29 protein-coding genes are annotated in these 26,649 nt (G+C 43.0%); 24 read left to right on the forward strand and 5 right to left on the reverse strand.

Annotation, left to right across the window (positions count from 1 at the left end; all coding sequences use genetic code 11):
• Positions 1 to 29: 29 nt before the first annotated feature.
• Positions 30 to 1,523: a 2,3-bisphosphoglycerate-independent phosphoglycerate mutase gene (gene gpmI, locus ID47_RS03025; RefSeq protein WP_038463701.1), complete on the reverse strand. Its 1,494-nt coding sequence runs from the start codon at positions 1,521 to 1,523 to the stop codon at positions 30 to 32.
• A gap of 502 nt (positions 1,524 to 2,025) precedes the next feature.
• Between gpmI and ID47_RS03030 the strand changes: the two genes are divergently transcribed.
• The 4 genes from ID47_RS03030 (at position 2,026) to ID47_RS03045 (ending at position 5,958) form a co-directional block, all read left to right on the forward strand.
• Positions 2,026 to 2,727: a hypothetical protein gene (locus tag ID47_RS03030; protein WP_038463704.1), complete on the forward strand. Its 702-nt coding sequence runs from the start codon at positions 2,026 to 2,028 to the stop codon at positions 2,725 to 2,727.
• Between the two features lie 270 nt (positions 2,728 to 2,997).
• Positions 2,998 to 4,116 carry a Re/Si-specific NAD(P)(+) transhydrogenase subunit alpha gene (locus ID47_RS03035; protein WP_038463706.1) on the forward strand — a complete coding sequence of 373 codons (1,119 nt, stop codon included), beginning with the start codon at positions 2,998 to 3,000 and terminating at the stop codon, positions 4,114 to 4,116.
• Between the two features lie 12 nt (positions 4,117 to 4,128).
• The gene (locus ID47_RS03040; protein ID WP_038463709.1) at positions 4,129 to 4,536 is read left to right on the forward strand and encodes an NAD(P) transhydrogenase subunit alpha part 2; all 408 of its coding nucleotides are present in this window, start codon (positions 4,129 to 4,131) and stop codon (positions 4,534 to 4,536) included.
• A 15-nt stretch (positions 4,537 to 4,551) separates the two neighbouring features.
• Entirely contained in the window at positions 4,552 to 5,958 is a 1,407-nt protein-coding gene (locus ID47_RS03045; RefSeq protein WP_038463712.1) for an NAD(P)(+) transhydrogenase (Re/Si-specific) subunit beta, read from the forward strand.
• Positions 5,959 to 6,346: 388 nt separating this feature from the next.
• On the opposite strand, the gene ID47_RS03050 is transcribed toward ID47_RS03045, so the two are convergent.
• Positions 6,347 to 6,961 carry a ribonuclease D gene (locus ID47_RS03050; protein ID WP_038463715.1) on the reverse strand — a complete coding sequence of 205 codons (615 nt, stop codon included), beginning with the start codon at positions 6,959 to 6,961 and terminating at the stop codon, positions 6,347 to 6,349.
• A gap of 165 nt (positions 6,962 to 7,126) precedes the next feature.
• Between ID47_RS03050 and ID47_RS03055 the strand changes: the two genes are divergently transcribed.
• The 16 genes from ID47_RS03055 (at position 7,127) to ID47_RS03130 (ending at position 21,006) form a co-directional block, all read left to right on the forward strand.
• Positions 7,127 to 7,492: an NADH-quinone oxidoreductase subunit A gene (locus tag ID47_RS03055; protein ID WP_038463718.1), complete on the forward strand. Its 366-nt coding sequence runs from the start codon at positions 7,127 to 7,129 to the stop codon at positions 7,490 to 7,492.
• A gap of 53 nt (positions 7,493 to 7,545) precedes the next feature.
• Positions 7,546 to 8,049 carry a NuoB/complex I 20 kDa subunit family protein gene (locus ID47_RS03060; protein WP_038466984.1) on the forward strand — a complete coding sequence of 168 codons (504 nt, stop codon included), beginning with the start codon at positions 7,546 to 7,548 and terminating at the stop codon, positions 8,047 to 8,049.
• A gap of 8 nt (positions 8,050 to 8,057) precedes the next feature.
• Entirely contained in the window at positions 8,058 to 8,666 is a 609-nt protein-coding gene (locus ID47_RS03065) for an NADH-quinone oxidoreductase subunit C (protein ID WP_038463721.1), read from the forward strand.
• Positions 8,663 to 9,835 (forward strand): NADH-quinone oxidoreductase subunit D, encoded by a 1,173-nt coding sequence (locus ID47_RS03070; protein WP_038463724.1) that lies wholly within the window; start codon positions 8,663 to 8,665, stop codon positions 9,833 to 9,835. Before ID47_RS03065 ends, ID47_RS03070 begins: the two co-directional genes overlap by 4 nt.
• Positions 9,832 to 10,482 (forward strand): NADH-quinone oxidoreductase subunit NuoE, encoded by a 651-nt coding sequence (gene nuoE, locus ID47_RS03075; protein WP_156956626.1) that lies wholly within the window; start codon positions 9,832 to 9,834, stop codon positions 10,480 to 10,482. Before ID47_RS03070 ends, nuoE begins: the two co-directional genes overlap by 4 nt.
• On the forward strand, positions 10,472 to 11,749 hold the full coding sequence (nuoF, locus tag ID47_RS03080) for an NADH-quinone oxidoreductase subunit NuoF (RefSeq protein WP_038463727.1): 1,278 nt from the start codon (positions 10,472 to 10,474) through the stop codon (positions 11,747 to 11,749). The genes nuoE and nuoF overlap by 11 nt, the downstream gene beginning before the upstream one ends.
• 12 nt (positions 11,750 to 11,761) lie before the next feature.
• On the forward strand, positions 11,762 to 13,825 hold the full coding sequence (nuoG, locus tag ID47_RS03085) for an NADH-quinone oxidoreductase subunit NuoG (RefSeq protein ID WP_038463729.1): 2,064 nt from the start codon (positions 11,762 to 11,764) through the stop codon (positions 13,823 to 13,825).
• Positions 13,826 to 13,833: 8 nt separating this feature from the next.
• Entirely contained in the window at positions 13,834 to 14,862 is a 1,029-nt protein-coding gene (nuoH, locus tag ID47_RS03090) for an NADH-quinone oxidoreductase subunit NuoH (RefSeq protein WP_051908495.1), read from the forward strand.
• Between the two features lie 9 nt (positions 14,863 to 14,871).
• Positions 14,872 to 15,360, forward strand: a complete 489-nt coding sequence (gene nuoI / locus ID47_RS03095) for an NADH-quinone oxidoreductase subunit NuoI (RefSeq protein WP_038463732.1) — start codon at positions 14,872 to 14,874, stop codon at positions 15,358 to 15,360.
• 28 nt (positions 15,361 to 15,388) lie between these two features.
• A complete protein-coding gene (locus ID47_RS03100; RefSeq protein WP_038463736.1) occupies positions 15,389 to 16,000 on the forward strand; it encodes an NADH-quinone oxidoreductase subunit J in 612 nt (203 codons plus the stop codon).
• Positions 15,997 to 16,323, forward strand: coding sequence for an NADH-quinone oxidoreductase subunit NuoK (nuoK, locus tag ID47_RS03105; RefSeq protein ID WP_038463738.1), 327 nt, complete (start codon positions 15,997 to 15,999; stop codon positions 16,321 to 16,323). The genes ID47_RS03100 and nuoK overlap by 4 nt, the downstream gene beginning before the upstream one ends.
• A 136-nt stretch (positions 16,324 to 16,459) precedes the next feature.
• Positions 16,460 to 17,461 carry a hypothetical protein gene (locus ID47_RS03110; protein ID WP_038463741.1) on the forward strand — a complete coding sequence of 334 codons (1,002 nt, stop codon included), beginning with the start codon at positions 16,460 to 16,462 and terminating at the stop codon, positions 17,459 to 17,461.
• A 113-nt stretch (positions 17,462 to 17,574) separates the two neighbouring features.
• A complete protein-coding gene (gene obgE / locus ID47_RS03115) occupies positions 17,575 to 18,621 on the forward strand; it encodes a GTPase ObgE (RefSeq protein ID WP_038463744.1) in 1,047 nt (348 codons plus the stop codon).
• A 203-nt stretch (positions 18,622 to 18,824) separates the two neighbouring features.
• Entirely contained in the window at positions 18,825 to 19,571 is a 747-nt protein-coding gene (locus ID47_RS03120) for an ABC transporter substrate-binding protein (protein ID WP_051908497.1), read from the forward strand.
• Between the two features lie 78 nt (positions 19,572 to 19,649).
• Complete coding sequence (locus ID47_RS03125; protein WP_038463747.1) at positions 19,650 to 20,306, forward strand: amino acid ABC transporter permease; 657 nt, start codon at positions 19,650 to 19,652, stop codon at positions 20,304 to 20,306.
• Complete coding sequence (locus ID47_RS03130; RefSeq protein ID WP_038463750.1) at positions 20,299 to 21,006, forward strand: amino acid ABC transporter ATP-binding protein; 708 nt, start codon at positions 20,299 to 20,301, stop codon at positions 21,004 to 21,006. The genes ID47_RS03125 and ID47_RS03130 overlap by 8 nt, the downstream gene beginning before the upstream one ends.
• A gap of 79 nt (positions 21,007 to 21,085) precedes the next feature.
• Here ID47_RS03130 and ID47_RS03135 read toward each other — a convergent pair whose 3' ends face one another.
• From ID47_RS03135 to ID47_RS03145, 3 genes are read right to left on the reverse strand one after another with little or no spacing between them, the layout of a single operon-like run.
• On the reverse strand, positions 21,086 to 21,403 hold the full coding sequence (locus tag ID47_RS03135; protein WP_038463753.1) for a hypothetical protein: 318 nt from the start codon (positions 21,401 to 21,403) through the stop codon (positions 21,086 to 21,088).
• 11 nt (positions 21,404 to 21,414) lie between these two features.
• Complete coding sequence (locus ID47_RS03140) at positions 21,415 to 22,488, reverse strand: hypothetical protein (RefSeq protein WP_038463755.1); 1,074 nt, start codon at positions 22,486 to 22,488, stop codon at positions 21,415 to 21,417.
• Position 22,489: 1 nt separating this feature from the next.
• Positions 22,490 to 22,864 (reverse strand): hypothetical protein, encoded by a 375-nt coding sequence (locus ID47_RS03145; protein ID WP_038463758.1) that lies wholly within the window; start codon positions 22,862 to 22,864, stop codon positions 22,490 to 22,492.
• Between the two features lie 310 nt (positions 22,865 to 23,174).
• On the opposite strand from ID47_RS03145, the gene ID47_RS03150 reads away from it, so the two are divergent.
• The 4 genes from ID47_RS03150 (at position 23,175) to ID47_RS03165 (ending at position 26,648) form a co-directional block, all read left to right on the forward strand.
• Positions 23,175 to 23,978, forward strand: a complete 804-nt coding sequence (locus tag ID47_RS03150) for a hypothetical protein (protein ID WP_038463761.1) — start codon at positions 23,175 to 23,177, stop codon at positions 23,976 to 23,978.
• 141 nt (positions 23,979 to 24,119) lie between these two features.
• On the forward strand, positions 24,120 to 24,920 hold the full coding sequence (locus ID47_RS03155; RefSeq protein ID WP_051908499.1) for a queuosine precursor transporter: 801 nt from the start codon (positions 24,120 to 24,122) through the stop codon (positions 24,918 to 24,920).
• An 80-nt stretch (positions 24,921 to 25,000) separates the two neighbouring features.
• Positions 25,001 to 26,194, forward strand: coding sequence for a tRNA guanosine(34) transglycosylase Tgt (tgt, locus tag ID47_RS03160; RefSeq protein WP_038463764.1), 1,194 nt, complete (start codon positions 25,001 to 25,003; stop codon positions 26,192 to 26,194).
• 7 nt (positions 26,195 to 26,201) lie between these two features.
• Positions 26,202 to 26,648 carry a LexA family protein gene (locus tag ID47_RS03165; protein ID WP_038463767.1) on the forward strand — a complete coding sequence of 149 codons (447 nt, stop codon included), beginning with the start codon at positions 26,202 to 26,204 and terminating at the stop codon, positions 26,646 to 26,648.
• Position 26,649 lies beyond the last annotated feature (1 nt).

The following is a 26,649-nucleotide window of genomic DNA, read 5'->3' on the forward strand; positions in this document are numbered from 1 at the left end:
ATATCCTCTGTTATCAGCATGACTGAAACTTATTTTTCAATCAATACCTTACCTGTCATTTCTAACGCTGGATGAAGTCCCATCAGTGTTAAAACTGTCGGCGCAATATCCTCCAGCCCCCCAGCCAACACTTGCTTCACCTGATCATTATTAATCAGCACAAATGGTACAGGATTTAAGGTGTGGGCCGTATGAGGTTGTCCTGTTGACTGATCGACCATAACCTCCACATTCCCATGATCCGCTGTAACAATCATCTGATAACCATTACTAATGGCAGCTGCTTCAAGGCGATGTAAACAGGTATCGATTGTCTCCACAGCCTTGATGATTGCCTCCTGTACGCCCGTATGCCCAACCATATCAGGGTTAGCATAATTGCAAACAATCAAATCATGTTGGCCACTTTCAATATCGCTCACTAGAAAATCTGTTAGCTCATGAGCAGACATTTCCGGCTTTAAATCATAGGTAGCCACTTGCGGCGATTGAATGAGGTGGCGATTTTCACCAGGATAGACATCTTCACGTCCCCCATTTAGAAAGAAAGTCACATGAGCATACTTTTCTGTTTCTGCTACCCTTAATTGGGTTAAACCAGCGCGAGAAACAAGTTCCCCCAATGTATTTTTAATTTCTTGCTTTGCAAATAAAGCAGGAATCAAAGGCGTTAACTCAGCAGAGTATTCAACCATTCCTAAAGTTGCCGAAAAATTATATTTTTTTAGTATAACACTCAGAATCTGACGTACTCGATCTGCTCTGAAATTTGCAGCCAAAAGGCTATCCCCTGGCTGGATTCCATTATAACCATAGGCCTTATGCGGCTCTATGAACTCGTCATGAATTCCTTTTTTATACATTTTATTGATAAAATCGATGGGATCTGCAAATAATTTTCCATCCCCTTCTCCCATGACTTTAACAGCTGTCTCAATTCGATCCCACCGCTTATCCCGATCCATACCAAAATAGCGACCGCCTATGGTCACGAGTTCGATGTCTAATCGAGATGTTGCCTGCATAAAGCTTTTGATATAGCCAATTGCCGAGGTGGGGGGCGTATCTCGGCCATCCAACCAGGCATGAACCTTAACACTCAAACCAGCTGCGACTAATTGCTTTGCCAAATAAATAATATGGTCTTGATAGGAATGAACGCCGCCGTCAGAGAGGAGCCCCATCACATGAACTACCCCCTTGGCATGAGACGCTTTAAAGATAAAGTTCTGCCAAGCAGGCATCTCAGGGATAAAATTATTTTCAATAGCATGATCGATCCGAGGCAGTTCTTGCATGACGACGCGCCCGCTACCTATGGTCGTATGACCAACCTCAGAATTTCCCATCTGCCCCTGGGGCAGGCCAACACTTGTCTCGGACGCTGTCAATTGAGAGTGAGGATACCGCAACAACATACGATCCCATGTCGGGGTATGGGCCAAAGCAATGCCGTTATAATCGACCGCATTTCGAATTCCCCAGCCATCTAAGATACAAAGCAATGCTTTTTGCTTTTTCATAATATCCCCCGTCTTATATGCCTATGGTGATCGATATTTCGTGGCCAAGCAATTCAAATTTATCGAATTGCCCAGAAACTTCTATTCTTCATAATTCTTCCAGTTTAGAAAAAATTTATTATAATTTAAATATAACTAGACAAACATCTTAAATGTAGCAACATTAAAACATTAAAAATTACTCAGAGGTATTAAATAATGAATTATAGTAGCATTTTTGTTGGGACGTTATTTCTAACCACTCTGGCGGTCAGCAGTGAAATAGAATCATCTTCCGGCGAAGATCTTCTCTAAGCTTAGCGCTTTTATCGGTAATAAAAATTTCTCGCAATCATTTTCTACCCAAACAAGTATACTCAATGAGATAATAACCGACCAAAATTCAGAATTTTATCAAGCTTACCTAAACCTACTCCAACAGTGGCAAAACCCCATAATAATTACTCGCATTATAAAACAAGCTAAAGAGATTGGAGAATTTTCAATCAACCTTGGCAAAGAAATGACTGAATTTCTGGCTGCCCTCAACATTCAAATTACTGTAAAAAATAAAGTTGAAGGTCTGCTTCATGGCTATTATGGATATACCCCTGATGTTAAAGCAGCCCACGCTTTGCTTGAGCGAGAAGTTAGTAAAAGCAAACCATGGGCATTGGAAATGAAACTTGAGGGTTTGCTTTCTGGCTCGCATCTATATCCAATAAATGAAATTGCAGCCCATGATTTAATTGAGATAGAAGCTACTAAAGGCACGCCGTGGGGCATCGAAAAAAAATGGAAAGGGCTGATTAAAGGTCGCTATGGGTACGAAAAAAACGAAGCTGCAGCCGGTGAGCTTATTGAATTAGAAATTAATAAAAACAACCCATGGGCAAAAATAATGAAGATTAAGGGAGTTGGACAGGGTTGGTTTGGGTATATAAAAAATGAAACTGCAGCCCATGACCTATTGGAAGAAGAAATTAGAAAAAATAACCCTTGGGCAATTGAAACAAAATTTGAAGCGCTTACAGAAGGAGGATATGGCTATGAGAAAAACGAATCTGCCGCGCGGGATCTTCTTGAGCAAGAAGTAAATAGGGGTAACATCAACGCAGCTGAAAGGAAACTACTATACATTAAGCGTGGCTTATATGGTTACCAGCAATCTAGGAATGCAGTGCATGATTTTCTTTATGCAGAAATTGATAAAGGCAATCTGTGAGCACTCAAGAAAGAATTTTATAATCTTGCATTCCATTTCACAGATAAGCCAGAATATGAAATCCGTGCTTACCAAATGCTCCATAACTTTTTTGGATTACCATTAAAATAGGACTAAATACACTTAACTTAGTAGTAAAGTGAGGCACCTTTAAAGGTGCCTCATTCCCTTCTTAAATCCTGAGCGATAAGACTTAACACTTACACTCTTTAACTGGAAGAACTGATATGGTAGGCTAAGTTTAATTGTTACTCAATTGAATGACTATCCATGAAAATACTTGTTCTAAAGGAAACTGCTGCCCATGAAGGCAGAGTATCAATCACTCCTGAAACTATAAAAAAGCTTGTTGATCAAGGCCATGAAGTCCTGATTGAAAAAGATGCTGGAAAATCGTCGGGTATTGCCGATAATTTATATACTGCGGCGGGCGCTAAAATCAGCAAAGATGCCACCAAAGATATAGCAAAAGTTGATCTTGTCACCGTCGTTAGCTTTGATTCAATGGATCAGGTTAAAGGCATTAAGGAAGGGACAGTTTTTGTCGGGCTGATGAAACCCTATCAAAACACCAAGCTTTTGAAAGACTTGGCTAAGAAAAAGGTAACAGCCTTAGCCCTTGAACTTATCCCACGCATCTCCCGCGCCCAAGCCATGGACGTTTTATCCTCCCAAAGCAATTTGGCCGGTTACAAGGCAGTTGTTGATTCAGCTGCCGAGTATGGCCGCGCCCTGCCAATGATGATGACAGCAGCCGGCACAATTCCACCGGCTCGCGTCCTTGTGTTAGGAGCTGGCGTTGCCGGTCTCCAAGCCATAGCAACAGCAAAACGTATGGGGGCCGTCGTTAGTGCTTTTGACGTTCGCCCCGCGGTCAAAGAACAGGTTGAAAGCCTGGGGGCGAGTTTTGTTGAGGTTGAGGCCGACGAATCTGGGGACAGTGGCGGTGGCTATGCTAAGGAAATGAGTGACGACTATAAACGTCGCCAATCTGAGAAGCTAGCTGAAGTTATTAAGAACCAAGATATCGTGGTGACAACCGCGCTTATTCCTGGCAAACCAGCCCCTATTTTGATCACGGCTAACATGGTTAAATCCATGAAAGAAGGCTCAATAATTTATGATCTGGCTGTTGAAAATGGTGGAAACTGTGAACTTGCAGAATTTGATAAAATGGTAATGAAGCATGGCGTCAAGATTATTGGACATGCAAACGTTCCCAGCCGTATTGGTTTTGATGCCAGCCAAGTTTTTGGAAGGAATATTTTCAATCTTCTCAAAATCATGGTTAATAGCAATGCAGAGCTAGACGTTAATTTTGATGATGAAATCATCAAAGGATGCTGCCTCACCCATGATGGCGCTATTGTCCATCCAAACTTTTTGTAATCGGAGATAAACATGGAGATCAACTCTCTTATCGAACGCATGGAAAAGGTTAAAGTCGCGCTGACGGAAATCAACAACCATGCAACAAAGGTCGAAGCCAGCCTCAGGCAAATGGCCCATTCTACAGAAATTAGTCCAACTGACCCCTTTGTGATCGGATTGACCGTTTTCATCCTGGCGTGCTTTGTTGGATATTATGTGGTGTGGAAAGTCACCCCTGCCCTCCACTCTCCTTTAATGGCCGTTACCAATGCCATTTCTAGCGTCATTATTGTGGGTGCCCTCATTGCAGCAGGCCCTCTGGAGTCAGGCGTTTCAGCCATCTTTGGTTTTATCGCTGTCACCTTAGCCGCCATCAATATTTTTGGTGGCTTTATGGTCACCCAACGCATGCTCGCCATGTTCTCTAAAAGTAAATAAGGTCGAGGTTTTAAAATGAGCACTAGTTTTTCATCGTTTCTCTACTTAATCTCGGCAGTCTGCTTTATTATGGCACTGCGGGGACTGTCATCCGCAAAAACGTCCCGTATGGGCAATATGTACGGTATAATTGGTATGGCTATTGCCATCCTGACAACCATTTTGTCGCCTGCCATTGCAAGCTATAGCTATATTCTGATGGGATTGGTGGTTGGTGGATCCATTGGCTTTATCATTGCCAAACGCATTCAAATGACAGCTCTGCCCCAATTGGTTGCAGGATTCCACAGCTTTGTGGGTCTAGCAGCTGTATTCGTGGCAGCCGCAGCCTTGTTTTCCCCCCAATCCTATGGAATTGGTGTTGCAGGCTCCATTAAAGCCGGTAGCCTTGCAGAAATGGGGCTAGGCGCCGCTATTGGAGCCATCACCTTCTCAGGCTCATTGGTTGCTTTTGCTAAGCTTCAAGGCTTGATCGGTGGCAAACCACTTTCCTTTAAGGGACAGCATCAGCTGAATGCTCTACTGGGTGCCGCGATTATCTTACTAATCATCGCCTTTGTCATGACGGAATCCTATGCCCTTTTCTGGCTTCTAACCTTAACAGCTTTGGGGCTTGGTTTCTTATTAATTCTGCCAATTGGTGGGGCGGACATGCCTGTGGTGGTTTCTATGCTCAACTCCTATTCAGGCTGGGCGGCGGCTGGTATTGGTTTTACCCTTAACAACCATCTTCTTATTATTACAGGTGCCCTTGTAGGGGCCTCTGGTGCGATCCTCAGCTATATTATGTGCAAGGGAATGAACCGCTCTATCCTTAATGTTATTCTTGGCGGATTCGGTACAGATCCAAGCGCGACAGTTACCGCTGGGGGGTCAGAAACTCAAGATCGCCCGGTCAAGATCAGCAGTGCAGAAGATGCAGCCTTTATGCTCTCCAACAGCCGTTCAGCCATTATTGTCCCTGGCTACGGAATGGCCGTTGCCCAAGCTCAACATGCATTGCGGGAAATGGCTGACATTTTAAAGAAATCAGGTATAAAGGTTCGTTATGCAATTCATCCTGTTGCCGGCCGCATGCCTGGACATATGAATGTCTTACTCGCTGAAGCCAATGTTCCCTATGACGATGTTTTAGAGCTTGATGATATCAACACTGATTTTGCGACAACGGATGTGGCCTTTATTATTGGTGCCAATGATATTACCAATCCTGCCGCCAAGACAGATGCTTCCTCCCCCATTTATGGCATGCCTATCCTGGATGTAGAAAAAGCAAAAACGGTATTCTTTGTTAAGCGCTCATTAGCCTCTGGTTACGCGGGTGTGGACAATGAATTATTCTATCGCGACAACACATTCATGGTACTTGGCGATGCTAAAAAAGTTTGCGAAGAAATTGTCAAAGCTTTAAATCATAATTAAGGCAAATGACGTCATCGCTTGCTCTTTCCTTCTACTTTCCCGGCTCTTCGGCCGGAAAAGGGCCTTTTTCCCAGGCAAACGGCCACTCCGGAAAGAGAGTATATAGTGGAGCATTCTCCCTCATTCCGGCCTTGAGCCGGAATCCATTCCTATATCTGGATGTTAACAAGCTTTAAACAGATCGAATTGGGATAAAGTCAGATTATCCTTAAAATCAAGGCATGGTTTCCGGGTCACTCTTCGGTTGCCCGGAAAGATGGCTCTTTTTCTCGGCCGAGCTTGCTCTTTCCTTCTACTTTCCCGGCTCTTCGGCTGGGAAAAGGTGAGAATAAGAGCGACCGGGAAAAGGACTTCCTTTTAATACCACTGCACCATACAAAATTAAACTTTAATGAGAGAAAATATCGAATTCCTCACCCGCCAACAGATCCAAATAGGCGCGCGTCAAAATAAAGCTAAAGCATTCTTGAGCCAATTCTGTCCGACCTTCTTTTTCAAGACGCTCATCCAAAATATCTTTTAGTTTGTGAAGATATAGCACGTCAGTCGCCGCATATTTCTTTTGCTCTTCGGTCAACTCATCCGCACCCCAATAAGAACTTTGCTCTTGTTTAGAAATCTCCACACTGAGCAATTCTTTACAGAGCTCTTTCAGGCCATGTTTATCTGTATAGGTACGAACCAATTTGGAGGCGATTTTAGTGCAATAAATATTTGCTAAAGAAACGCCAAATGTGTGCAATAAAACAGCCACATCAAAACGGGCATAATGAAACAACTTTTGCACAGAATCATCATTCAGTAAAGCAATCATATTTTCCGGATAAACCTCACCGGTGGAATCAATTTGCACTAAATGGCAGACGCCATCACCCGCGGACAACTGAACGAGGCACAACCGATCGCGTGCTGGTTTTAACCCCATGGTTTCTGTATCGATCGCAACAATTTTGCCAAGATCTAAATCGGCAGGCAAATCATTTTTGTGGAATTGAATCTTCATACAGGGCTCTCCGTTTATACGAGTAAGACTTATCCTTTATCTAAAAGGTGGTGTGGCTAACTGTCAAGGTGTTTAGATATAAAAAATTTTAAATACCCTAGTGCAATGGTTTAAAAACCATGGTACTGTGACATAAAAGTCTATGGGTGAGTAAGACGGGGGACCATGGAAGGATATCTTAACAACTATCTACCTATCCTAGTGTTTATTGGGTTAGCTGCCGGTCTATCCATGGCATTGATTGTGATCTCATGGCTTCGCGGAGAAAATAAACCCGACCCAGAAAAGCTTTCTTCTTATGAATGCGGGTTTGAGCCTTTCGGGGAAGCTCGAAGTAAATTTGATGTTCGCTTCTACCTCGTCGCTATTTTGTTTATCATCTTTGATTTAGAAATTGCTTTCTTATTTCCATGGGCTATTACTCTCAGCCATATCGGCTTTGTAGGGTTTTGCTCTATGCTTGTTTTCTTAACCATCTTAACAGTTGGTTTTATTTACGAATGGCGAAAGGGAGCGCTGGACTGGGAATGAATAATCTCCATCGCACAAATTATGATGAACTTCGTAACTCATTACCCGCAGATATGCTGGATGAGAAACTTTTGTTTCAGACCCTTAACGATGAAATTAACAATAAGGGCTATATTTTAACCCAAGTTGACAAAGTGGTGGGCTGGGCACAGGCAGGATCGTTGTGGCCGATGACCTTTGGATTAGCTTGTTGTGCCGTTGAAATGATGCATACAGCAGCCAGCCGGTATGATCTAGACCGTTTTGGCATGTTGTTTCGTCCTTCTCCGCGTCAATCAGACTTAATGATTGTGGCCGGTACACTGACCAACAAAATGGCCCCTGCCCTTCGGAAAGTTTATGACCAAATGCCAGAACCGCGCTGGGTTTTATCTATGGGCAGCTGCGCCAATGGTGGTGGTTATTATCATTACTCCTATTCGGTGACTCGCGGTTGCGATCGAATCGTGCCTGTGGATGTGTATGTGCCCGGTTGTCCGCCCACCGCCGAGGGTCTGCTGTACGGTTTGTTACTGTTGCAGCAAAAAATTAGGCGTCGTGGCAATATTGTATTGTAGGTGAAAGCATGGAAAAACTAGACCATCTAACCACAGTCGTTCAAGAAGCTTTAGGACCTGACTTAATTACAGCTAAACTGGATAAGGACGAGCTAACAATTGAAACCTATGCCGGATCAATCGTTCGTGTTCTGACAATCTTAAGAGATCACCCTCAATGCTTATTCAGACTCTTATTAGATGTATGTGGCGTGGACTATCCGGATGACCATAAGCGTTTCAGAGTTGTGTATCATTTATTAAGTATCCAGCTTAACTTGAGGATTCGTGTCAAAGTTGCCTTGGTTGATGGGATGGAAATTCCATCGGTGACAGGCGTTTTTAATGCAGCAAATTGGTATGAGCGGGAAACGTATGATCTGTATGGGATTCGCTTCTCTGATCACCCAGATTTACGCCGCCTATTGACTGATTATGAATTTGATGGTCACCCTCTGCGCAAAGATTTTCCTTTGACAGGATATGTCGAGGTTACCTATGACGATGAGAAAAAGAAAGTCGTCTATAACCCGGTTTCCTTACCCCAAGATTTTCGCAATTTTGACTACCTAAGTCCATGGGAAGGAATGCTTCATAAAAATAATCCATTGCCCGGCGATGAGAAGGCTAAAGCATGAGTGATAAAAAAACCTATACCTTAAACTTTGGTCCGCAACATCCAGCAACCCATGGTGTCTTGCGCCTTTTGCTTGACCTGGATGGTGAAGTAGTTGAGCGGGCAGATCCTCATATTGGCTTCTTGCATCGCGGCACAGAAAAACTTATTGAGTATAAAACGTACCTTCAAGCTCTGCCTTACTTTGATCGCCTTGATTATGTGGCGCCGATGAATCAGGAGCATGCGTATATTCTTGGCATAGAAAAATTGCTCAATTTAGAAGTTCCGCGCCGTGGGCAATATATCCGCGTTCTGTTTTCAGAACTTGGGCGTATTACAAATCATTTGTTGAATATCACAACGTTTGCCATGGACGTAGGTGCGATTACGCCGCTGCTTTATGCATTTGAAGAACGTGAAAAAATTATGGAATTCTACGAGCGTGTTTGCGGCGCTCGCCTTCACGCTGCCTATGTCCGCCCAGGGGGTGTTCATCAAGATATGACGCCCGAGCTGATTGCTGATATTTATCAGTTCACTCAAACCTTTCCCAAGATTATTGATGATATTGAGGAATTGTTGACTGAAAATCGAATCTTTAAACAACGGACCGTGGATATTGGATTAATTTCTGCTCAAGATGCTCTAGATTGGGGATTCACAGGCCCCGTCTTAAGAGCGTCCGGCTTACCCTGGGATTTGCGTAAGTCTCAACCCTATGAAGTTTATAAGGAGTTAGAGTTCGATATTCCTACCGGTAAGTTTGGCGATTGTTATGACCGTTATCTGGTACGTATGGCAGAAATACGGGAATCCGTGAAGCTTGTGCAACAATGTATTGATAAAATGCCCACAGGACCTGTAGTCACAGACGACCGGAAAATATCACCCCCACCCCGGGCAGAGATGAAGCATTCCATGGAATCATTGATCCATCACTTCAAACTCTATACCGAAGGATTTCACGTGCCAGCAGGAGAAGTATACACAGCTGTCGAAGCGCCTAAAGGTGAATTTGGGGTCTACTTAATTTCAGATGATAGTAATCGCCCCTATCGCTGCAAAATACGCGCCCCTGGATTTGCTTTCTTACAAGCAACAGATTTTCTATCTCGCGGCCACATGCTGGCTGACGTAACAGCAATTGTTGGATCCCTCGACATTGTTTTTGGAGAGATTGACCGGTGACAAAAATAACAGCACGACAAAAAGAAAACCACCCCGCTTTCAGGTTCTCATCTGAAAACCTGGAAAAAGTTAACGCTCACATTGCCAAATATCCGGCAGGACGACAGGCAAGCGCCGTTATTCCTCTCCTTGATATTGGACAGCGCCAAAATGGCGGGTGGGTGTCTCAAGGGGTCATTGAGGAAATTGCACAAATTCTAGGCATGCCAGCCATTCGTGTTCATGAAGTTGCGGCCTTTTATACAATGTTCAATCTTAAACCGGTTGGCAAACATCATATTCAACTTTGTGGGACGACCCCGTGCTGGCTCAGAGGGGCTGCAGATCTAAAAAAAGCATGCATGAACCGCCTCAATATTGATGAAGGCGGTGTGTCAGCCGATGGCAAGTTCAGTTTAATTGAAGTTGAATGCCTAGGAGCCTGTGTTAACGCGCCAGTGGTTCAAATTAATGATGACTTCTTTGAAGATTTAACCCCCGAATCCTTTGTGCAGATCATTGATGATTTGGCTAATGGCAAAGAAGTTAAAGTCGGTTCGCAAATAGGACGTCAATGTTCGGCACCCCTCTCAAGCTCATCTGATAAGGGGCTGGAAGTTAAAGCAACAAAGGCTCCTCGCAAAAGGAAGGTGAAAGATGCTGAGTGATAAGGACAGAATTTTCACTAATCTCTATGGATATGAACCGGCAGCGCTAGCCAGTGCTAAAAAACGCGGCGACTGGAACAAGACAAAGGATTTCATGGTCAAAGGCCGAGAGTGGGTTATTGAAGAAGTTAAGAAATCAGGACTTCGGGGTCGCGGCGGGGCCGGCTTTTCCACTGGCCTAAAATGGTCCTTTATGCCTAAGAATGATCCGCGTCCATCGTATTTGGTGATTAACGCTGACGAATCTGAACCAGGGACCTGTAAGGACCGGGATATCATTCGCAATGAACCGCACAAACTAATTGAGGGAGCGCTCATCGCCTCTTTTGCTATTAATGCCCATGCCTGCTATATCTATATTCGCGGTGAATACTACCGCGAAGCCGAGGCTTTGCAAGCAGCGATTGATGAAGCTTATGCTGCCGGCTTATTGGGTAAAAATGCAGCCAAAAGTGGCTGGGATTTTGACCTTTATCTCCACCGCGGCGCTGGCGCTTATATATGCGGGGAAGAATCAGCCCTTCTGGAAAGTCTTGAAGGTCGAAAGGGATTCCCACGCCTCAAGCCACCGTTTCCAGCCATGGCAGGTTTGTATGGATGTCCAACCACCGTCAATAACGTTGAAAGTATTGCCGTTGTCCCGACGATTTTAAGGCGAGGGGCTGACTGGTTTACGGGCATTGGCCGTCCAAACAATGCAGGTACAAAAATCTTTTGTATTTCGGGCCATGTTAATAAACCCTGCAATGTGGAAGAAGCCATGAGTATTCCCCTCAAGGAACTTATTGAAAAGCATGCAGGCGGTGTACGGGGTGGATGGGATAACTTGAAAGCCATCATTCCAGGCGGATCTTCCGTTCCCTTACTGCCCAAGGACATTTGTGATACCGTTCTTATGGACTTTGATGCATTGCGAGAAGTTAAATCAGGTTTGGGAACAGCGGCTGTCATTGTCATGGATAAGTCGACGGATGTTATTAAGGCAATTGCTCGTCTCTCAAAATTTTATATGCACGAAAGCTGTGGTCAGTGTACACCGTGCCGCGAAGGAACAGGGTGGATGTGGCGCATGATGGAACGTCTTGTCAAAGGCCAAGCTGAAATTTCCGATATTGATAAGTTAGAAGAGATTTCAAGGCAAATTGAAGGACACACTATTTGTGCTCTGGGCGATGCAGCCGCGTGGCCAGTTCAAGGTTTAATCCGCCACTTCCGTCCAGAACTAGAAGAGCGTATTCGGGCTTATGCAAAAAGAAATGCAGCTTAGGGGAAAATATCGATGCCAAAGCTAATCGTTAATGATAAAGAAATTGAAGTTGAAAACGGTCTTACCGTTCTTCAGGCTTGTGAACAAGCTGGATATGAAATTCCCTATTTCTGTTACCATCCCCGTCTATCGATTGCCGGCAATTGCCGCATGTGTTTGGTTGAAATTGAAAAGTCACCAAAACCGGTGGCTAGCTGCGCCATGCCTGTCGCCGAGGGAATGGTGATTCGCACCAACACCCCTCTTGTTGAAAAGGCACGTAAAGGTGTTTTAGAGCTGTTATTGTTCAACCATCCGCTGGATTGCCCTATTTGTGACCAAGGCGGTGAATGTGATCTCCAAGATCTGACCATGGGCTATGGTCCTTCTAGCAGTCGTTTCGATTTAAATAAGCGTGCTGTTACAAACAAATACATGGGGCCGCTGGTAAAAACCATCATGACCCGCTGTATTCATTGCACGCGCTGTGTTCGCTTTGCCAATGAGATTGCGGGAACCCCAGAAATTGGCGGAATTCACCGCGGAGAGCACACAGAAATTACTTCTTACTTAGAGGGGGCCCTCACCTCGGAATTATCGGGTAATTTGATTGATATTTGCCCAGTCGGTGCTTTGACCAATAAACCTTATACATTCCATGGCCGTCCGTGGGAATTGACAAAAACAAACAGCATCGATGTTATGGATGCTGTTGGATCAAACATTCGTATCGATACCCGCGGCCAAGAAGTTATGCGAGTTTTGCCTCGCCTCAACGAAGATATCAATGAAGAATGGATTAGCGATAAAACCCGTTTTTCCTATGATGGTCTTTCCCGTCAACGTCTTGATAAAGCCTATGTCCGTAAGGATGGAAAATTAACCCCCGTCTCTTTGGAAGAAGCCTTTGAAACAGTTGCTCATATCTTAACCACCACACCCGCAAAGGAAATTGCTGCTTTAAGTGGGGATTTAGCAGATTGTGAGTCTGTTACTGTTTTAAAAGAATTGATGCAAAAAGTGGGCTCAGTCAACATGGATTGCCGTATTGATGGGGCCGTCCACGATTCCACCAATCGATCCAGCTATATTTTCAACAGTACAATTGCGGGTATTGAAGAAAGTGATTTCATTCTGATTGTCGCCTCTGATGTACGACACGAGGCCCCTCTCGTTAATGCACGAATCCGCAAGCGTTATCTACAGGGCGGCGTTCAAATCGCTGTTGTTGGAACCACTTATGACTTAACGTATCCTTATACTCATGCTGGCGAACAAGCCCCAACGATCAAAGAAATATTTGATGGATCGCACAGCATTTGTGCCCATCTCAAAGCGGCCCAACGCCCCATGATTATTATTGGTCAAGGCGCCCTCAACCGTCGCGATAGCCGTGAAATCTTAAGGCTCTGTCAAGAAATAGCCGAAAAACACAATATGATCCAGGATGGCTGGAATGGTTTTAATGTTCTACACACTGCAGCTGGCCGGGTGGGAGCTTTGGACTTAGGCTTTACGCCTAAATCGAATGGCTTGGCAACCTCTGATATATTGACGGGCTGTCAACGCGGCCAAATTAAGACTGTTTTCCTCAACAATGTGGATAACATTCCAGGCGGCAGTTTCGGAGAAGCCTGCGTTATCTATTTAGGCCATCATGGCGATGAAGGTGCCCATCGTGCAGACATTATTCTCCCTGGGTTAGCCTATACTGAAAAATTCGCCACTTACGTTAATACAGAGGGCCGTCCCCAACAAACAGAAAAGGCGGTGGCCAATCCGGGCGATGCCCAAGAAGACTGGGGGATTATCAATCAAATCGCGACCAAGGCTGGATTTAACCTTGGATTTGAATCGCGTCAGGATGTATTGCGCCGAATGATTGAGATCAATCCTATTTTTGCTGAAATGAATTGCATTACGCCGGCGACTTGGCAAAAAATTACCTCAAAATATCCTGAAAGTATGAGCCATATTTCGTTTAAATCGCCCATCGACAATTTTTACATGACCGATCCAATCAGTCGCCACTCCAGCATTATGGCAGCTTGTGTGACTGAAATCGCTGGATCTGGTTGCAGTAAAAAGTGCGCCTAGGAGGTCCCATGGAATTTACAGTTATTTACCATCAACTCCTGACTTACGCAACCGATATGGCAATGATCGCTGTTAAGTCCTTGCTCCTCATCATTCCTCTTATCGTAGGGATTGCTTACTTAACCTATGCTGAGCGCCGGGTGATTGGCTTGATGCAAATGCGTAAAGGCCCCAACGTTACAGGATGGTTTGGATTGTTACAACCCATCGCGGACGCTTTAAAATTGATGCACAAGGAAAACATCGTTCCTACCTTGGCTAATAAGTATCTCTTTATTTTAGCACCAGTTATTACATTTACCTTGTCAATTGCTGCTTGGGCTGTGATTCCCTTTGATTATGGCTGGGTTTTTGCTGACATTAATGTGGGAATTCTGTACTTATTTGCGGTGTCATCTCTCAGTGTTTACGGTATTATTATAGCCGGTTGGGCTAGTAACTCCCGCTATGCATTCTTAGGGGCGCTGCGATCAGCGGCGCAAATGATTTCCTATGAAGTTTCCATTGGCCTTGTCATTATTTCAGTTTTGCTCTGTGTTGGATCTCTTAATCTTACAAAAATTGTCGAAGCCCAAAAAACTGTATGGTTTGCAATTCCTCTGCTACCGATGTTTATTATTCACTTTATTTCAGCCTTAGCCGAAACCAACCGGAACCCTTTCGACTTACCTGAAGCTGAATCTGAATTGGTGGCAGGCTACCACGTGGAATATTCATCCCTGTCATTTGCCCTCTTCTTTTTAGGCGAATATGCTAACATGATTTTACAAAGCGCGATTGGTACCGTTCTTTTCTTAGGGGGATGGCTGCCACCCTTTGACATTGCACCTTTTAACATGATCCCGGGCGTTGTCTGGTTTGTTTTAAAAATCTGTGTCTTGTTGTTTGTTTTCCTTTGGGTACGGGCAACGTTGCCGCGGTACAGATACGACCAACTGATGCGGTTAGGCTGGAAGATTTTCCTCCCCTTCACCTTAGTATGGGTCGTCTTTAGTGCAGGATTCTTGATGTTTATGGGCTGGCTGCCAAAGATATAGGAGATATAAATGTCGGTCTTATTTAAACGCATTCGCCATTGGGTGTTATTTGAAATTGCAAAGGGTCTCTGGCTGACGTTGCGGTATTTTTTCCGGCCCAAGGTCACAATTAACTATCCCTATGAAAAAGGATCTCTGAGCCCCCGTTTTCGGGGAGAGCATGCCCTTCGGCGCTACCCGAATGGCGAAGAACGTTGTATTGCTTGTAAACTATGTGAAGCGATTTGCCCGGCTCAAGCAATCACCATCGAAGCCGAAGAGCGCGAGGATGGAAGCCGCCGCACGACTCGCTATGATATTGATATGACCAAATGCATTTATTGTGGATTCTGTCAGGAAGCTTGTCCGGTGGATGCAATTGTCGAAGGGCCAAACTTTGAGTTTTCAACATTTACTCACCAAGAACTTTATTATGATAAAGAACGTCTGTTGGCAAACGGGGAACGTTGGGAACGGGAAATTGCAGAGAACTTGCGTAAAGATGCCCCTTATCGGTAATATTATCATTGAGAAATAAGGATCAAAAATGATTGGTGAAGCATTATTATTTTACATGTTTGCAGGGACATTAATTCTGTCGGCATCGTGTGTCATTCTCGCGAGGAACCCTGTGCACTCTGTCCTGTTCCTTATTTTATGCTTTCTCAATGGAACGGGGTTATTCTTGTTGCTCAATGCGGAATTATTAGCCATGACTCTCGCCATTGTTTATGTTGGAGCGGTGGCTGTTCTATTCTTGTTCGTGGTCATGATGCTGGATATTGATTTCCAAGAATTGCGGCAAGGCCTTTCAAAGTATGCACCATTTTCAGCTTTCATTGGGTTAGTTCTAGCAGCCGAGTTGTCTATTATTGCTCTGGGCTGGAAACCCGCGGTTAATATGACGAAAACAGTGGCTCTTCAAACTTCAGAATTAACAAATACCCAAATGATTGGCAGTGTTCTGTACACAGATTACTTCTTAGCCTTTCAAATTGCTGGATTGATTCTGCTGGTTGCTATGATTGGGGCCATTACCTTGACATTAAGATTTCGTCCTGAAACACGCCGCCAAAATCCGATTGAACAAATGCACCGTAGTCCGGCGGATACGTTGACCCTCCATAAAATTGAATCCGGTAAAGGAGTTTCTCTATGACCCTCGACCAAGCCCTCACCATTGGCCTTAGCCATTATTTAGTTTTAGCTGCTCTATTATTCACAGTTGGAATAATGGGAATATTTTTAAATCGTCGTAATGTTATCGTCATTTTAATGTCGATCGAGTTAATCTTATTATCCGTCAACATTAATTTTGTTGCTTTTTCCAATTATTTGCATGACCTTGCTGGTCAAATCTTTACGATTTTTATTTTAACAGTTGCCGCTGCCGAAGCGGCCATCGGTTTAGCGATTCTTGTAGTCTATTTTCGCAATCGTCATACGATCAAAGTTGATGACGCTTCCAGAATGCATGGCTAAAAAAGAGGGGCTTATAATTCCCCCCCTTTTTTACGCCTCATTCTTTTTCAAATAAAACATGTAATTTCCAGAAAACAATTGACTCTCATTCAGATTCAATTTATTTTCGGGAAAAAAATATTTATTGAATTAGAAAATGAAATACTTAGTCCTATTTTTTCTCTCTATTAGCTTAAGCTTTGCCTCCAGCTATACTTTTGAAACTTTTCCTCGGGAGTTTCAGACTGTAACCCTTCCCCTCCCTTACAAAGAAATGACGCTGGAAGAAGCAAGAACGACTATTTTTGTTCCAGAACGCGCCTATACAGTACTAGATGACGCAACACCTCAAATAACCGCTGTCGTAGGATCGATCTCTCCCTGCGTCTTTATCGGAATTAGAAATAATAGATCCGGTAGAACTATTGTGGCTCATAAACATTATTCTAATAACCTTCACCATCTTTTTGGGGTTTCTAAACAAGAATTAGGATCGTATGAGCCGCAAGATATTATAGCTAAGCTATATACTTATAATGAAATACTCTATTGTCCCATAAAAGAAGAACCTTTTTGGGATGAATTAGAGGACATTCTTGGTGAAAAGGAAGTAGATGAAATATATGGAGATATTGATGAGGAATATGAGGTAGATATCAGCGCCTTCGAAAAGGAGGAAGAAGAAATTAGAAAACTCCATAATGGTCGAAACCAGAAAGAAGAGCTTGATTTTATAAAAGCACAGCTTATACATGAATTTAACATCACCAATGAGGCTCAAGTCTTTACTCAGGTTTTTACAGACACCTACAAGGAAGATCTAGGGTTTTATTCTTTGGTAGAAGAAACAGTCCATACGGATAGCTATTTAAACGTTAGCAATATTGCCCCCATTAAAGAGAATATACTAAGAGATTATTCTCAATTTCCATTAAATGTAGAAGGAAGATATGCATTCCATCTGTTTGAGGCAGAAACATTACGCCTTCACATTATTAATAAATATAATAATTCTTATCCAGATGACGACGTGCTCGATAAAGCCTTAGATACAAATAATCTTTTACCTTTTCAAAAATTCAACATTTTTGGTCCCGCTTTGCATCAATTGTTGCAAGAAGCACGACATAAACGCCGTCTACATAATATGGATATATAGTTTATTGTAAAATATTTTTTATCGAGTATTTTCCTGATAGACTACAAATTTTATCTTGATAATCAGTCATAAAATACGACATAGTATGTGGATAAAATAAGAAGATAAAAACCATGAAATTTCTTGATCAAGTTAAAATTTATGTTAAAGCCGGAAACGGCGGCAATGGCTGCTGTAGTTTTCGGCGCGAGAAATTTATTGAATATGGTGGTCCCGATGGGGGTAATGGGGGACGCGGTGGCAACCTCATCCTCGAAGCTGCGGACAATCTTAACACTTTAATTGATTATCGTTATCAACAGCATTTTCGGGCCCAGAGCGGGCAAGGTGGTTCTGGCCGTAATAGAACCGGTGCTGATGGCGACGATATGGTCTTGATGGTGCCAGTCGGCACCCAGATTCTGGATGATGATAAGGAAACCCTTATTGTTGATATGATAGAACCCGGCCAAAGGTTTATTCTTGCTCGCGGGGGCGATGGCGGGTTTGGCAATACTCACTTTAAAACAGCAACCAATCAAGCTCCTCGGAAAACGATTCCGGGCTGGGAAGGAAACGAGCGTTGGGTATGGATGCGGTTAAAGCTTATTGCTGATGCTGGTCTTGTTGGCTTGCCGAATGCTGGAAAATCGACTTTTCTATCAGCCGTATCGCGGGCTAAAGCAAAAGTTGCTGATTATCCGTTCACCACGTTAGCCCCTCAATTAGGGATGGTGTATGTCCATGAAGAAGAATTTACTCTGGCCGACCTGCCAGGCTTGATTGAAAATGCGCACCAAGGTGCAGGACTAGGGACCCGCTTTCTAGGGCACGTGGAACGCTGCGGGGTAATTTTGCATTTGATTGATGGCACCCAAGAGGATGTGGCCCACGCTTATATCACGATTCGCAATGAACTCGAAGCTTATGGTTATGGCTTAGAAAGCAAACCAGAGGTTGTTGCTCTTAATAAATGCGATGCCCTAACCGAAGAAGAAATTGCGAACAAACTCAACGATCTTAAATCGGTTGTTTCCCATGAAAATTTGTATGTGATTAGCGGCGTTACCAAGTATGGTATCACCCCTGTCCTGGCAAAAACACTCGATTACATTCACCAACATCGACGACGCGGCGACGCCGCACAAATCTCTGATAAACTATTCCATCCCCTGGATTAATTCCTATTTGTTAAACAGTATCTTAGAGACTAAGGAATCATATTTTTATCCATCATGGATAAAAATATGATTCCTTAGTCTGGCAAATAAAAGAATTATGGAAGGCTATTCTCTTCAAGTCTGGAATTAAGGATGGGGAAATTGAATTCCTGTGAATCTCTCTCAACCCAAGACGACACATAATATTATATAAAGGTATCAAAATGAAAAAATTATTATCCCTTGCTCTCATCACAAGCTTGCTGATGGGCTGCAAAAAAGAAGAAGCTAATGCCCCTAAAGAACCTAACAAACTTATCATTGGCTTGTCCGCGGATTATCCTCCTTTCGAATATTTCAAGAATGGTAAAATTGTAGGTTTTGATGTGGCCTTAATGGAAGCCTTAACGAAAAAGTTGGGCGTTGACGTTGAATTCAAAGATATGAATTTCGATGGTATTATCGGGGCATTACAAACGAAACGTATTGATGCAGCAATTTCTTCTATCTCTGCCTCCGAAGACCGAAAGCAAGCCGTGGACTTTACAAACACCTATTATTCTGGCGGCATTGCCATGGTTTGTTCAAAAGAGTCGGACGTTGCAACCATTCTTGACCTTAAAGGGACGACAATTGGTTTACAAGCTGGATCAGTTTATGAGCCCTATGCCAATGACGGCTTAAAGAATCAATTAGGAGAGCTAACGATTAAAAGCTTGCCAAAAATTCCTGACTTAATCCAAGACCTTAAGTCAAAAAGAATCGTTTGCATTTTGATGGGGACAACTGAGGCCAAACGCCTAGCACTGGAACAACCTGATTTAAAGGCTATTCCCATTAGCGGATCAGAGACTGAGGTGGCGATTGCATTGCCTAAGGGATCGGCTTTAAAAGATAAACTTAATACAGCCTTAGCTGAGATGAAGGCTGATGGCAGTCTGGATAAGTTGATTCAGGAATGGTTGAAATAGAGTAAAATTGGACATCATGGGATCACGTTAACAGAGAGTGGCTTTGATCCCTGCTCTTCAAAAACGAAAGAATAGGTCATGCATTTAAATTTTGAAGCGATTATTCCCTCAATCCCCCTTATCCTACAAGGATTAGGGATCACTCTTAAATTTACAATCCTATCCCTCTTATGTGGATTACCGTTGGGTATTGGGCTTGCCTTAGCAAAGCTTAGCCGAATGAAAGTCATTCGCTTTATAGCCAGCGCGTATACCTCTGTATTTCGCGGCACGCCTTTATTGGTGCAACTGGGCTTGATTTACTACGCTACGCCACAGCTAACAGGCTATACAATATCAACCTTTGAAGCAGGTATTTTGACATTTGCCTTGAATTCGGCAGCTTATACATCCGAAATTATTCGAGCCGGCATCCAATCGGTCGATAAAGGCCAATGGGAGGCGGCTCAAATGCTTGGATTAAGCCGTCGTCAAACCATTTTTGGCATTATTATGCCTCAGGCAATTCGCAACACCCTGCCCGCATTAGTTAACGAAATGATTGATCTTTTAAAAGAGTCATCTTTGGTCTCAACTATTGGCGAAGCCGACCTTTTACGGCAAGCCCAAAAGGTTGCCAGCGAGAAGTATTTGTATTTTGAACCTTTAATCATTGCTGCGGCATGCTACTATATAATTGTAATGTTGATTGCCTTGTTGGCAAAACGCCTGGAAAAGAGGTTGAGCTATGCTTAGAGTTTCCAATTTATCCCTAACTTCAAATGGGAATAAAATCCTGGATCATGTTAATTGCTCCTTTAAACCAGGGGAAATTACAGCTCTGTTAGGCCCCTCGGGAAGTGGTAAAACGTCGTTGATGCGGTGTATTGCTCGGTTAGAACCCTCAGATCCAGGCAGCATTACCTTGAATGGCCAGTCTATTCAGTCCTTAAAGCCCGCAGACATTGGGATGGTTTTCCAGCAATTTCACTTGTTTCCTCATCTCACGGTCATAGAGAATTTATGTTATTCTCCGGAAAAGCTTGAAGTGATGACAGAATTAACCTGCACCCCAAAGGCAATGGAAATGTTGCGTCAATTTGGTCTGGAGGATAAGGCAACCATGAAGCCCAGTCTCTTATCGGGTGGTCAAAAACAGCGGATAGCAATTGCACGCGCCCTGATGATGGAGCCAAAAATTTTGTTATTTGATGAACCGACTTCGGCGCTTGATCCTGAAATGGTTGAAGATGTAGCTCGTCTTATTGCAGATCTGCGCGCGCCCGACCGTATTCTTATTATGGCAACGCATGAATTAAAAATCTGCCGAATGAGTGCTGATCACGTGTTATTTTTGGAGCACGGGAAAGTCCTTGAAGAGAGATCTAAAGATGAATTTTTCTCAGCGCCTCAATCAGAACGAGCGAAAAGCTTTATTCAGCGGATGCCCTCATAAAAGGCTTCATAAATCTATAGACATAAAAAAATTTAAGGGAGGCATAATACCTCCCTTAAGCTAATCCCAAAAGATTTTATTAATCTTCTGGATGGAATGGTGAAGCCCATCCGTTGGAAGCCGCCAAATCTATTTCAGCACTTACTGTTAGAGGTAATTCATATACATATTTAGAAGCATTATAAATGCCATTTAATGTATAAGAGGTTGCCCCATAAGCAGCCTGGCATGTTTTAAGAACATAACTGCCAACAATGTAATTCCTGCTAGATTTTATATCAATTTTCTGAGAATAAAGTTGCTTAGTAGACATAGCAGATTCAGTAAGATTCTCTGAGATTTGATTTAAAATTGTGGCCGTTATCTGTTGACCAGCAATCTGGCCACATTGTGTCATAAGGTTAGGAGTTAAGTTATCATAAACTGCATTTCCCGTATACCATTTGCAAGATTTATTAAACTATCTGTCACCGCTATGGAAGTGTCATATGTATAACGAGCCACAGAGGTAGTTGCTGTATATGCCGTATTTGCCACATAGGATGTAGCCTTATAAGTACTGCTGGCAACAGATTTTACGCCATTTGTTAAGGGATTGAACCAGCTATACCAACCGCTGTTTGGTTGCTCAGCCACCTGCGTTTCTTGATGATCACCAGTGTCATTTCCTGGTACAGACAAAGAAGTTAACATCAAAGTCTCTTGATCTTCAGGCTTTGCTTGGTCTAGCTCTGCAGTCTGTTTTTGCGCTTCTTGTTGAGCTAATAACTCCACCTCAAGCCGCAAGCGTCTTACTTCTTTTTCAGCATTTAAAACTTGCTCATAATCAGCACCGGATAGTGAACTGTCTTTTCTTAGTTGATCGAACAGTGGAGCAGAAAGAATATTTTGAGCTAACATTTGTCCTCTGCCATTAATAAAGCACTCTGTCAGTGTGTCCGCAACCTGAGCCCCTATTAATTGACCAGTTATTTTGCCAGAAAACCGTCCCCATTCACTTCGCAAATAACGAAGCAAACCTGTATTTTCCTGCACCGTACTTTTAACATGCTGGCTAAGTTTGTCTTTAAAATGGGCAAGGGGATAATTAGCAAAAATATATTGGGACATTTTATCATGAAGGTTATATCCCGTCCCGGTAGTTACTAGATCAACCATTGGCAAGATTATTTTATTATAATCTGAGGTATAAGAACTTTGGGCAATAAGGTCTCTTGTCATGCTTTTTAGTTTCATGCCCAAGGATCTTGTCAGTTCTCTCGAACCATATTTTGCTAGAGCCTCCACAAGCTCAGAAGTCACGCTATTTTCTTTATTTTTCATAAATTTCTTGATTGCCAGATCAATTACTTCATTAATCTTATTTTGAGTATAATCATGTAAAGCATTAAAAACTGTATGGACAAGCAAACCATCCAGAATTGTAAGCGCATTAATTGCCTTGAGAGGAAGGTGTGCCGTATCAAGAGGGCCCGTTGCCACATTAATAAGATTTTTGGACAGCCATATTTACAAGTTGTTTAGTAGCAATATCCCCGGTTTTTTGACCAACTTTCTCAAAAAATAAGCTAATTCCATCAATACCGTGGATCGCAACTAAATTATGCAAAGCATTTTCAAAATTGTGGCAACTCGACTGCACAACTTCCGTAAGCACCCCATATGCAAAACCATTTGTTAGAATGGATGTCGTAGAACGAATGTCGCCACCATTAGCTGATACCAACGGTTCTATTTCTTGAGTAGTCACTAATGCTCCGTGGCTGTCATTAGTGGAAAAATCTTTCTCCATTGCATTTAATGTTGTCGAAAGAAGCAAAAATGCAGCAAAAGTGGAACTTTTATTAATAACCTTCATCTGTATTATCTTCCTTTAATAATTAGCACGACTTTCTATCAAGGAAGTGGTGATCTATAATTTAAATTATAAACATTTTTTGTTATCAATTTTTTATACTTAGTTTTACCTGCATCAGATAATAATAAAAAACCTATTGCTGCCATTAACGTGCCGATCGCTTACTGGGGGGAATGTTTAATCTGATTTCTTAATAACCCCCAGAAATGCTCCAGCAATTTTTTAGTAAAATTTTATCTCATTTTAACTATTTCTTTTAGGAGGGGCCTAACCTTATAGTCGCAATATAATTAAAAGGAAAAATGATTAAATGGATAGAATATTTTTCAGTTTTTATGTGCTGGGCTCTTTTGGTTATTCTGCCCCTGCTCCAGAATTCCAAGACGCCTTGTGTTTTGACAACCAAAACGAAGCAACCAAACAAAACCGGAAACTTCGTTTAGCTATTGAAATATATAAGGCAACAAAAAGAAAGTATTCCGACCCACACGGGATTTGGGATCAACACTATTTAAAAGAAAATCCTGAGATTGAGAAAAGTCTAAAAGAATTTGGAGAGGGCAAGCGCGGTCACTCTCTCGCCCGTATTCAGCCCGAAGGAAAAACTGCCCAAGCCTTACATGATGAGCTTGTTAAAGAAGGGTTTAGTTGGAAAGCTGTTCCTTTATTGGTAGACCAAGGGGCAGATAAAAGGTATTGGAAGTTGAATGGTGAGCAAACCGCCGATGAAAAAGATCCTGATGTGGTCAAGATGCATATTTATACTCATCGAGATGGAGGGATGGTCAGAATTAAGGCAAGCGGTGTCCCGGACAAAACAGCAAAGTATCCGAAAAGAGTACCCCATGTGGTTATGGCTGTTTTAAAAAATTTTGATCCAGCCCAGTGCCGGGGAGAATCCTGTAGCTATGACACAAGTTATGACAATGAAGCTTTTAAAGTCACCCGGGAAGGAATGGCAGGTCCCAAAGCCGCTTCTATTAAATATGGATTCAGATACCCTTTTAAAAATAATACGTCTTACTCGCAAGAATTAAACCGCCTTGCAGAAGATATCTATATGGATCTAGTGCATACCAACTTAAAAACAAACTGCCCTAACTTATTAGAATAATTTACCCACGTGCTATAAAAGCTCAGAAGCACGACTATAACTTTCTAACGCTGAAATCGACGCTAGTAGATAAAATAACCGCTCGGAAAACTTTAAATTCCATCCTTTAGAATTTTGGTATTCTCGGGTATACTATCCCCCATGGATACGACATATATTGTAACTTTTATAACCTGGTTGCAGGGATCTAGTGTTGAACTGGTATCCCTCTATCTTTTTATAACCAGTGTGATCATCATTCTCGCTTTATTAAGAACTCTAGGGCTTTATGGACTTTACGCTTATAATATAATCGCCACCATCTTGGCTAATATTCAGGTTCTCAAAGTCTCTCAATTTTCCTTTTCGCCTGAGCCGGTTGCGTTAGGCACAATTACCTTTGCAACGATCTTTTTGGTCAGCGACATTATCACGGAACATTATGGTAAAAAAGCAGCTCAGCGCAGTATTTGGCTTAGTTTTTCAAGCCAGATCATTGTCACAATCTTAATGGTTCTGACGCTAGGACATTCCCCCCTTGCGGGCGATGCCGCTCAAACCGCCATGGAAACTTTATTCCTTCCTGCCCCGCGCCTTGTCATTGCCAGCCTTGTTTCATTTGTGGTTAGCTTATTGATTGATATTCAAATCTTTAACGCCCTTAATACCTATACGCGCCACCGCCATCTTTGGCTAAGAACGAGTCTTTCAACAATGGTCGGGGCGCTGGTGGACAATATTATTTTTAGCACGTTGGCTTGGGTGATCCTGGCGCCTCAGCCAGTATCCTTGCAAACATTAATATTTACCTATATTCTAGGAACTTATGTCGCTCGCGTCCTGATCGCTATTGTATCAACGCCAGTTTTGTACCTAAGTTATTATTTTACCAAACCTTTTTCGAAACCGAGCCATTTAGTTCAGGAGCAGAAAAAAGGTTATGCGGAATCGGAACGTCTCTAAAGACTAAAATATTTCGAATAAGCTTTTGATAAACTCATGAGCTAAAAAGAAACTGTTATAAAAGAGGTTTAAGAATAAGGATGACCAAATTTAGCTTCACCTTCCATCGCCCGGACCCCAATTCCCGTGCTCGGCTCGGCCGTCTTGAAACCCCCCATGGTGTGGTCGAAACACCGGCCTTTATTTTTTGTGCCACCAAAGCAGCTATTAAAGGGGTAACCTCAGAGCAAATGCAAGCGGAAGGAACGCAGTTTATTTTATCCAACACCTATCATCTGATGCTACAACCTGGCTCTGATATTATCCATAAGGCTGGGGGTCTCCACAAATTCATGGGTTGGAAAGGTCCGATGCTGACTGATTCGGGTGGCTTCCAAATTTTTAGTCTGGGCCATGGTTCCGTTGCTGAAGAAATTAAAGGTCGTCGTAACTCAAATCGGCCTCGAACGATGCTCAAAATTACAGAAGAAGGTGCTAAGTTCAAATCCTATATCAATGGGCAAACCTATCTCTTGACGCCTGAACGTTCTGTTCAAATTCAACGCGAACTGGGCCCCGACTTTGTCGTTGTTTTAGATGAGTGCACGCCGTTCCATGTGGACAAGCGTTATACGGCTAGATCCATGCATATGAGCCACCGTTGGGCTGTGCGCAGTCTAGAAGAATTTCGTCGGCACGATGATGACACCCAAAAATTATATGGGATTTTGCAAGGAGGCGTTTATGAGGATCTCCGCCTTGAAGCGTGTGACTTTGTCAACAACCAGGATTTTTTTGGTCATGCGGTTGGTGGTTCGCTGGGGGCCAGCAAATCTCAAATGTATGATGTTGTTGCCATGACGATGGCCAACTTGCGTGAAGACAGACCAGTTCACTTGCTTGGTATTGGGGGGGTACAGGATATCTTTAATGGCGTTCGGCATGGGATTGACACCTTTGACTGTGTCCATCCTACCCGCTTAGCCCGCCATGGGGGCGCCTTAGTGCGGCCGGAAAACAATCCCAAACCAGCTCGCGAGCATATTGTTCTAACCAACAGCCAATTCCGCGAGGATTATACGCCAATTGAGCCAGATTGTTCATGCCACACCTGTCGCAATTATACCAAGGCCTATTTGCATCATTTGTTAAAGGCCCAAGAACTCGCGGCTTATACCTTGATTACACTCCATAATGTCAACTTTATGAATCGATTATTGGCAGCTGTACGTCAAGGGATTGCCGATAAAAATCTTGATACCGTTGAGAAGAGCTGGGTTCCTGAGAAAACCTAGAAGGACGATGAACAAACCACTTAAAGACACTGTTGATATTATCGGACGCTATGAAGAACCAGGCGGCGTACTACCGTTGCCCCTCTATGCCAGCCGAGTTCAAGCGGGATTTCCGTCCCCTGCTGATGATGCTGTGGAAACAGCTTTGGATTTAAATCGATATTTGATTAAACATCCCGCGGCTACATTCTTTGTGAGGGTCAGTGGTGATTCCATGATCCAGGCGAGCATCCATGCGGGCGACATCTTGATTGTGGATCGTTCCCTTTCCCCTAAAACGGGAAATATTGTGATTGCCATTGTTGATGGAGAATTAACTGTTAAACGGCTAAAAATACAAACAAATCAATATATTCTTGTCCCTGAAAATTCAAACTATCAACCCTTGGTTATTACGCCCGATATGGACTTTAGCATTTGGGGCGTTGTTACCACCGTTATCCATAGCGTTTAAA

The organism is Candidatus Paracaedibacter acanthamoebae, from assembly GCF_000742835.1.
GTDB lineage: Bacteria > Pseudomonadota > Alphaproteobacteria > Paracaedibacterales > Paracaedibacteraceae > Paracaedibacter > Paracaedibacter acanthamoebae.

Excerpts from the sequence above, each read along its gene's own strand:
- gpmI (WP_038463701.1), bottom strand. The coding sequence starts at position 1,523 with ATGAAAAAGCAAAAAGCATTGCTTTGTATCTTAGATGGCTGGGGAATT.
- ID47_RS03030 (WP_038463704.1), top strand. The coding sequence starts at position 2,026 with ATGACTGAATTTCTGGCTGCCCTCAACATTCAAATTACTGTAAAAAAT.
- ID47_RS03035 (WP_038463706.1), top strand. The coding sequence starts at position 2,998 with ATGAAAATACTTGTTCTAAAGGAAACTGCTGCCCATGAAGGCAGAGTA.
- ID47_RS03040 (WP_038463709.1), top strand. The coding sequence starts at position 4,129 with ATGGAGATCAACTCTCTTATCGAACGCATGGAAAAGGTTAAAGTCGCG.
- ID47_RS03045 (WP_038463712.1), top strand. The coding sequence starts at position 4,552 with ATGAGCACTAGTTTTTCATCGTTTCTCTACTTAATCTCGGCAGTCTGC.
- ID47_RS03050 (WP_038463715.1), bottom strand. The coding sequence starts at position 6,961 with ATGAAGATTCAATTCCACAAAAATGATTTGCCTGCCGATTTAGATCTT.
- ID47_RS03055 (WP_038463718.1), top strand. The coding sequence starts at position 7,127 with ATGGAAGGATATCTTAACAACTATCTACCTATCCTAGTGTTTATTGGG.
- ID47_RS03060 (WP_038466984.1), top strand. The coding sequence starts at position 7,546 with ATGCTGGATGAGAAACTTTTGTTTCAGACCCTTAACGATGAAATTAAC.
- ID47_RS03065 (WP_038463721.1), top strand. The coding sequence starts at position 8,058 with ATGGAAAAACTAGACCATCTAACCACAGTCGTTCAAGAAGCTTTAGGA.
- ID47_RS03070 (WP_038463724.1), top strand. The coding sequence starts at position 8,663 with ATGAGTGATAAAAAAACCTATACCTTAAACTTTGGTCCGCAACATCCA.
- nuoF (WP_038463727.1), top strand. The coding sequence starts at position 10,472 with ATGCTGAGTGATAAGGACAGAATTTTCACTAATCTCTATGGATATGAA.
- nuoG (WP_038463729.1), top strand. The coding sequence starts at position 11,762 with ATGCCAAAGCTAATCGTTAATGATAAAGAAATTGAAGTTGAAAACGGT.
- nuoH (WP_051908495.1), top strand. The coding sequence starts at position 13,834 with ATGGAATTTACAGTTATTTACCATCAACTCCTGACTTACGCAACCGAT.
- nuoI (WP_038463732.1), top strand. The coding sequence starts at position 14,872 with ATGTCGGTCTTATTTAAACGCATTCGCCATTGGGTGTTATTTGAAATT.
- ID47_RS03100 (WP_038463736.1), top strand. The coding sequence starts at position 15,389 with ATGATTGGTGAAGCATTATTATTTTACATGTTTGCAGGGACATTAATT.
- nuoK (WP_038463738.1), top strand. The coding sequence starts at position 15,997 with ATGACCCTCGACCAAGCCCTCACCATTGGCCTTAGCCATTATTTAGTT.
- ID47_RS03110 (WP_038463741.1), top strand. The coding sequence starts at position 16,460 with ATGAAATACTTAGTCCTATTTTTTCTCTCTATTAGCTTAAGCTTTGCC.
- obgE (WP_038463744.1), top strand. The coding sequence starts at position 17,575 with ATGAAATTTCTTGATCAAGTTAAAATTTATGTTAAAGCCGGAAACGGC.
- ID47_RS03120 (WP_051908497.1), top strand. The coding sequence starts at position 18,825 with ATGAAAAAATTATTATCCCTTGCTCTCATCACAAGCTTGCTGATGGGC.
- ID47_RS03125 (WP_038463747.1), top strand. The coding sequence starts at position 19,650 with ATGCATTTAAATTTTGAAGCGATTATTCCCTCAATCCCCCTTATCCTA.
- ID47_RS03130 (WP_038463750.1), top strand. The coding sequence starts at position 20,299 with ATGCTTAGAGTTTCCAATTTATCCCTAACTTCAAATGGGAATAAAATC.
- ID47_RS03135 (WP_038463753.1), bottom strand. The coding sequence starts at position 21,403 with ATGACACAATGTGGCCAGATTGCTGGTCAACAGATAACGGCCACAATT.
- ID47_RS03145 (WP_038463758.1), bottom strand. The coding sequence starts at position 22,864 with ATGAAGGTTATTAATAAAAGTTCCACTTTTGCTGCATTTTTGCTTCTT.
- ID47_RS03150 (WP_038463761.1), top strand. The coding sequence starts at position 23,175 with ATGGATAGAATATTTTTCAGTTTTTATGTGCTGGGCTCTTTTGGTTAT.
- ID47_RS03155 (WP_051908499.1), top strand. The coding sequence starts at position 24,120 with ATGGATACGACATATATTGTAACTTTTATAACCTGGTTGCAGGGATCT.
- tgt (WP_038463764.1), top strand. The coding sequence starts at position 25,001 with ATGACCAAATTTAGCTTCACCTTCCATCGCCCGGACCCCAATTCCCGT.
- ID47_RS03165 (WP_038463767.1), top strand. The coding sequence starts at position 26,202 with ATGAACAAACCACTTAAAGACACTGTTGATATTATCGGACGCTATGAA.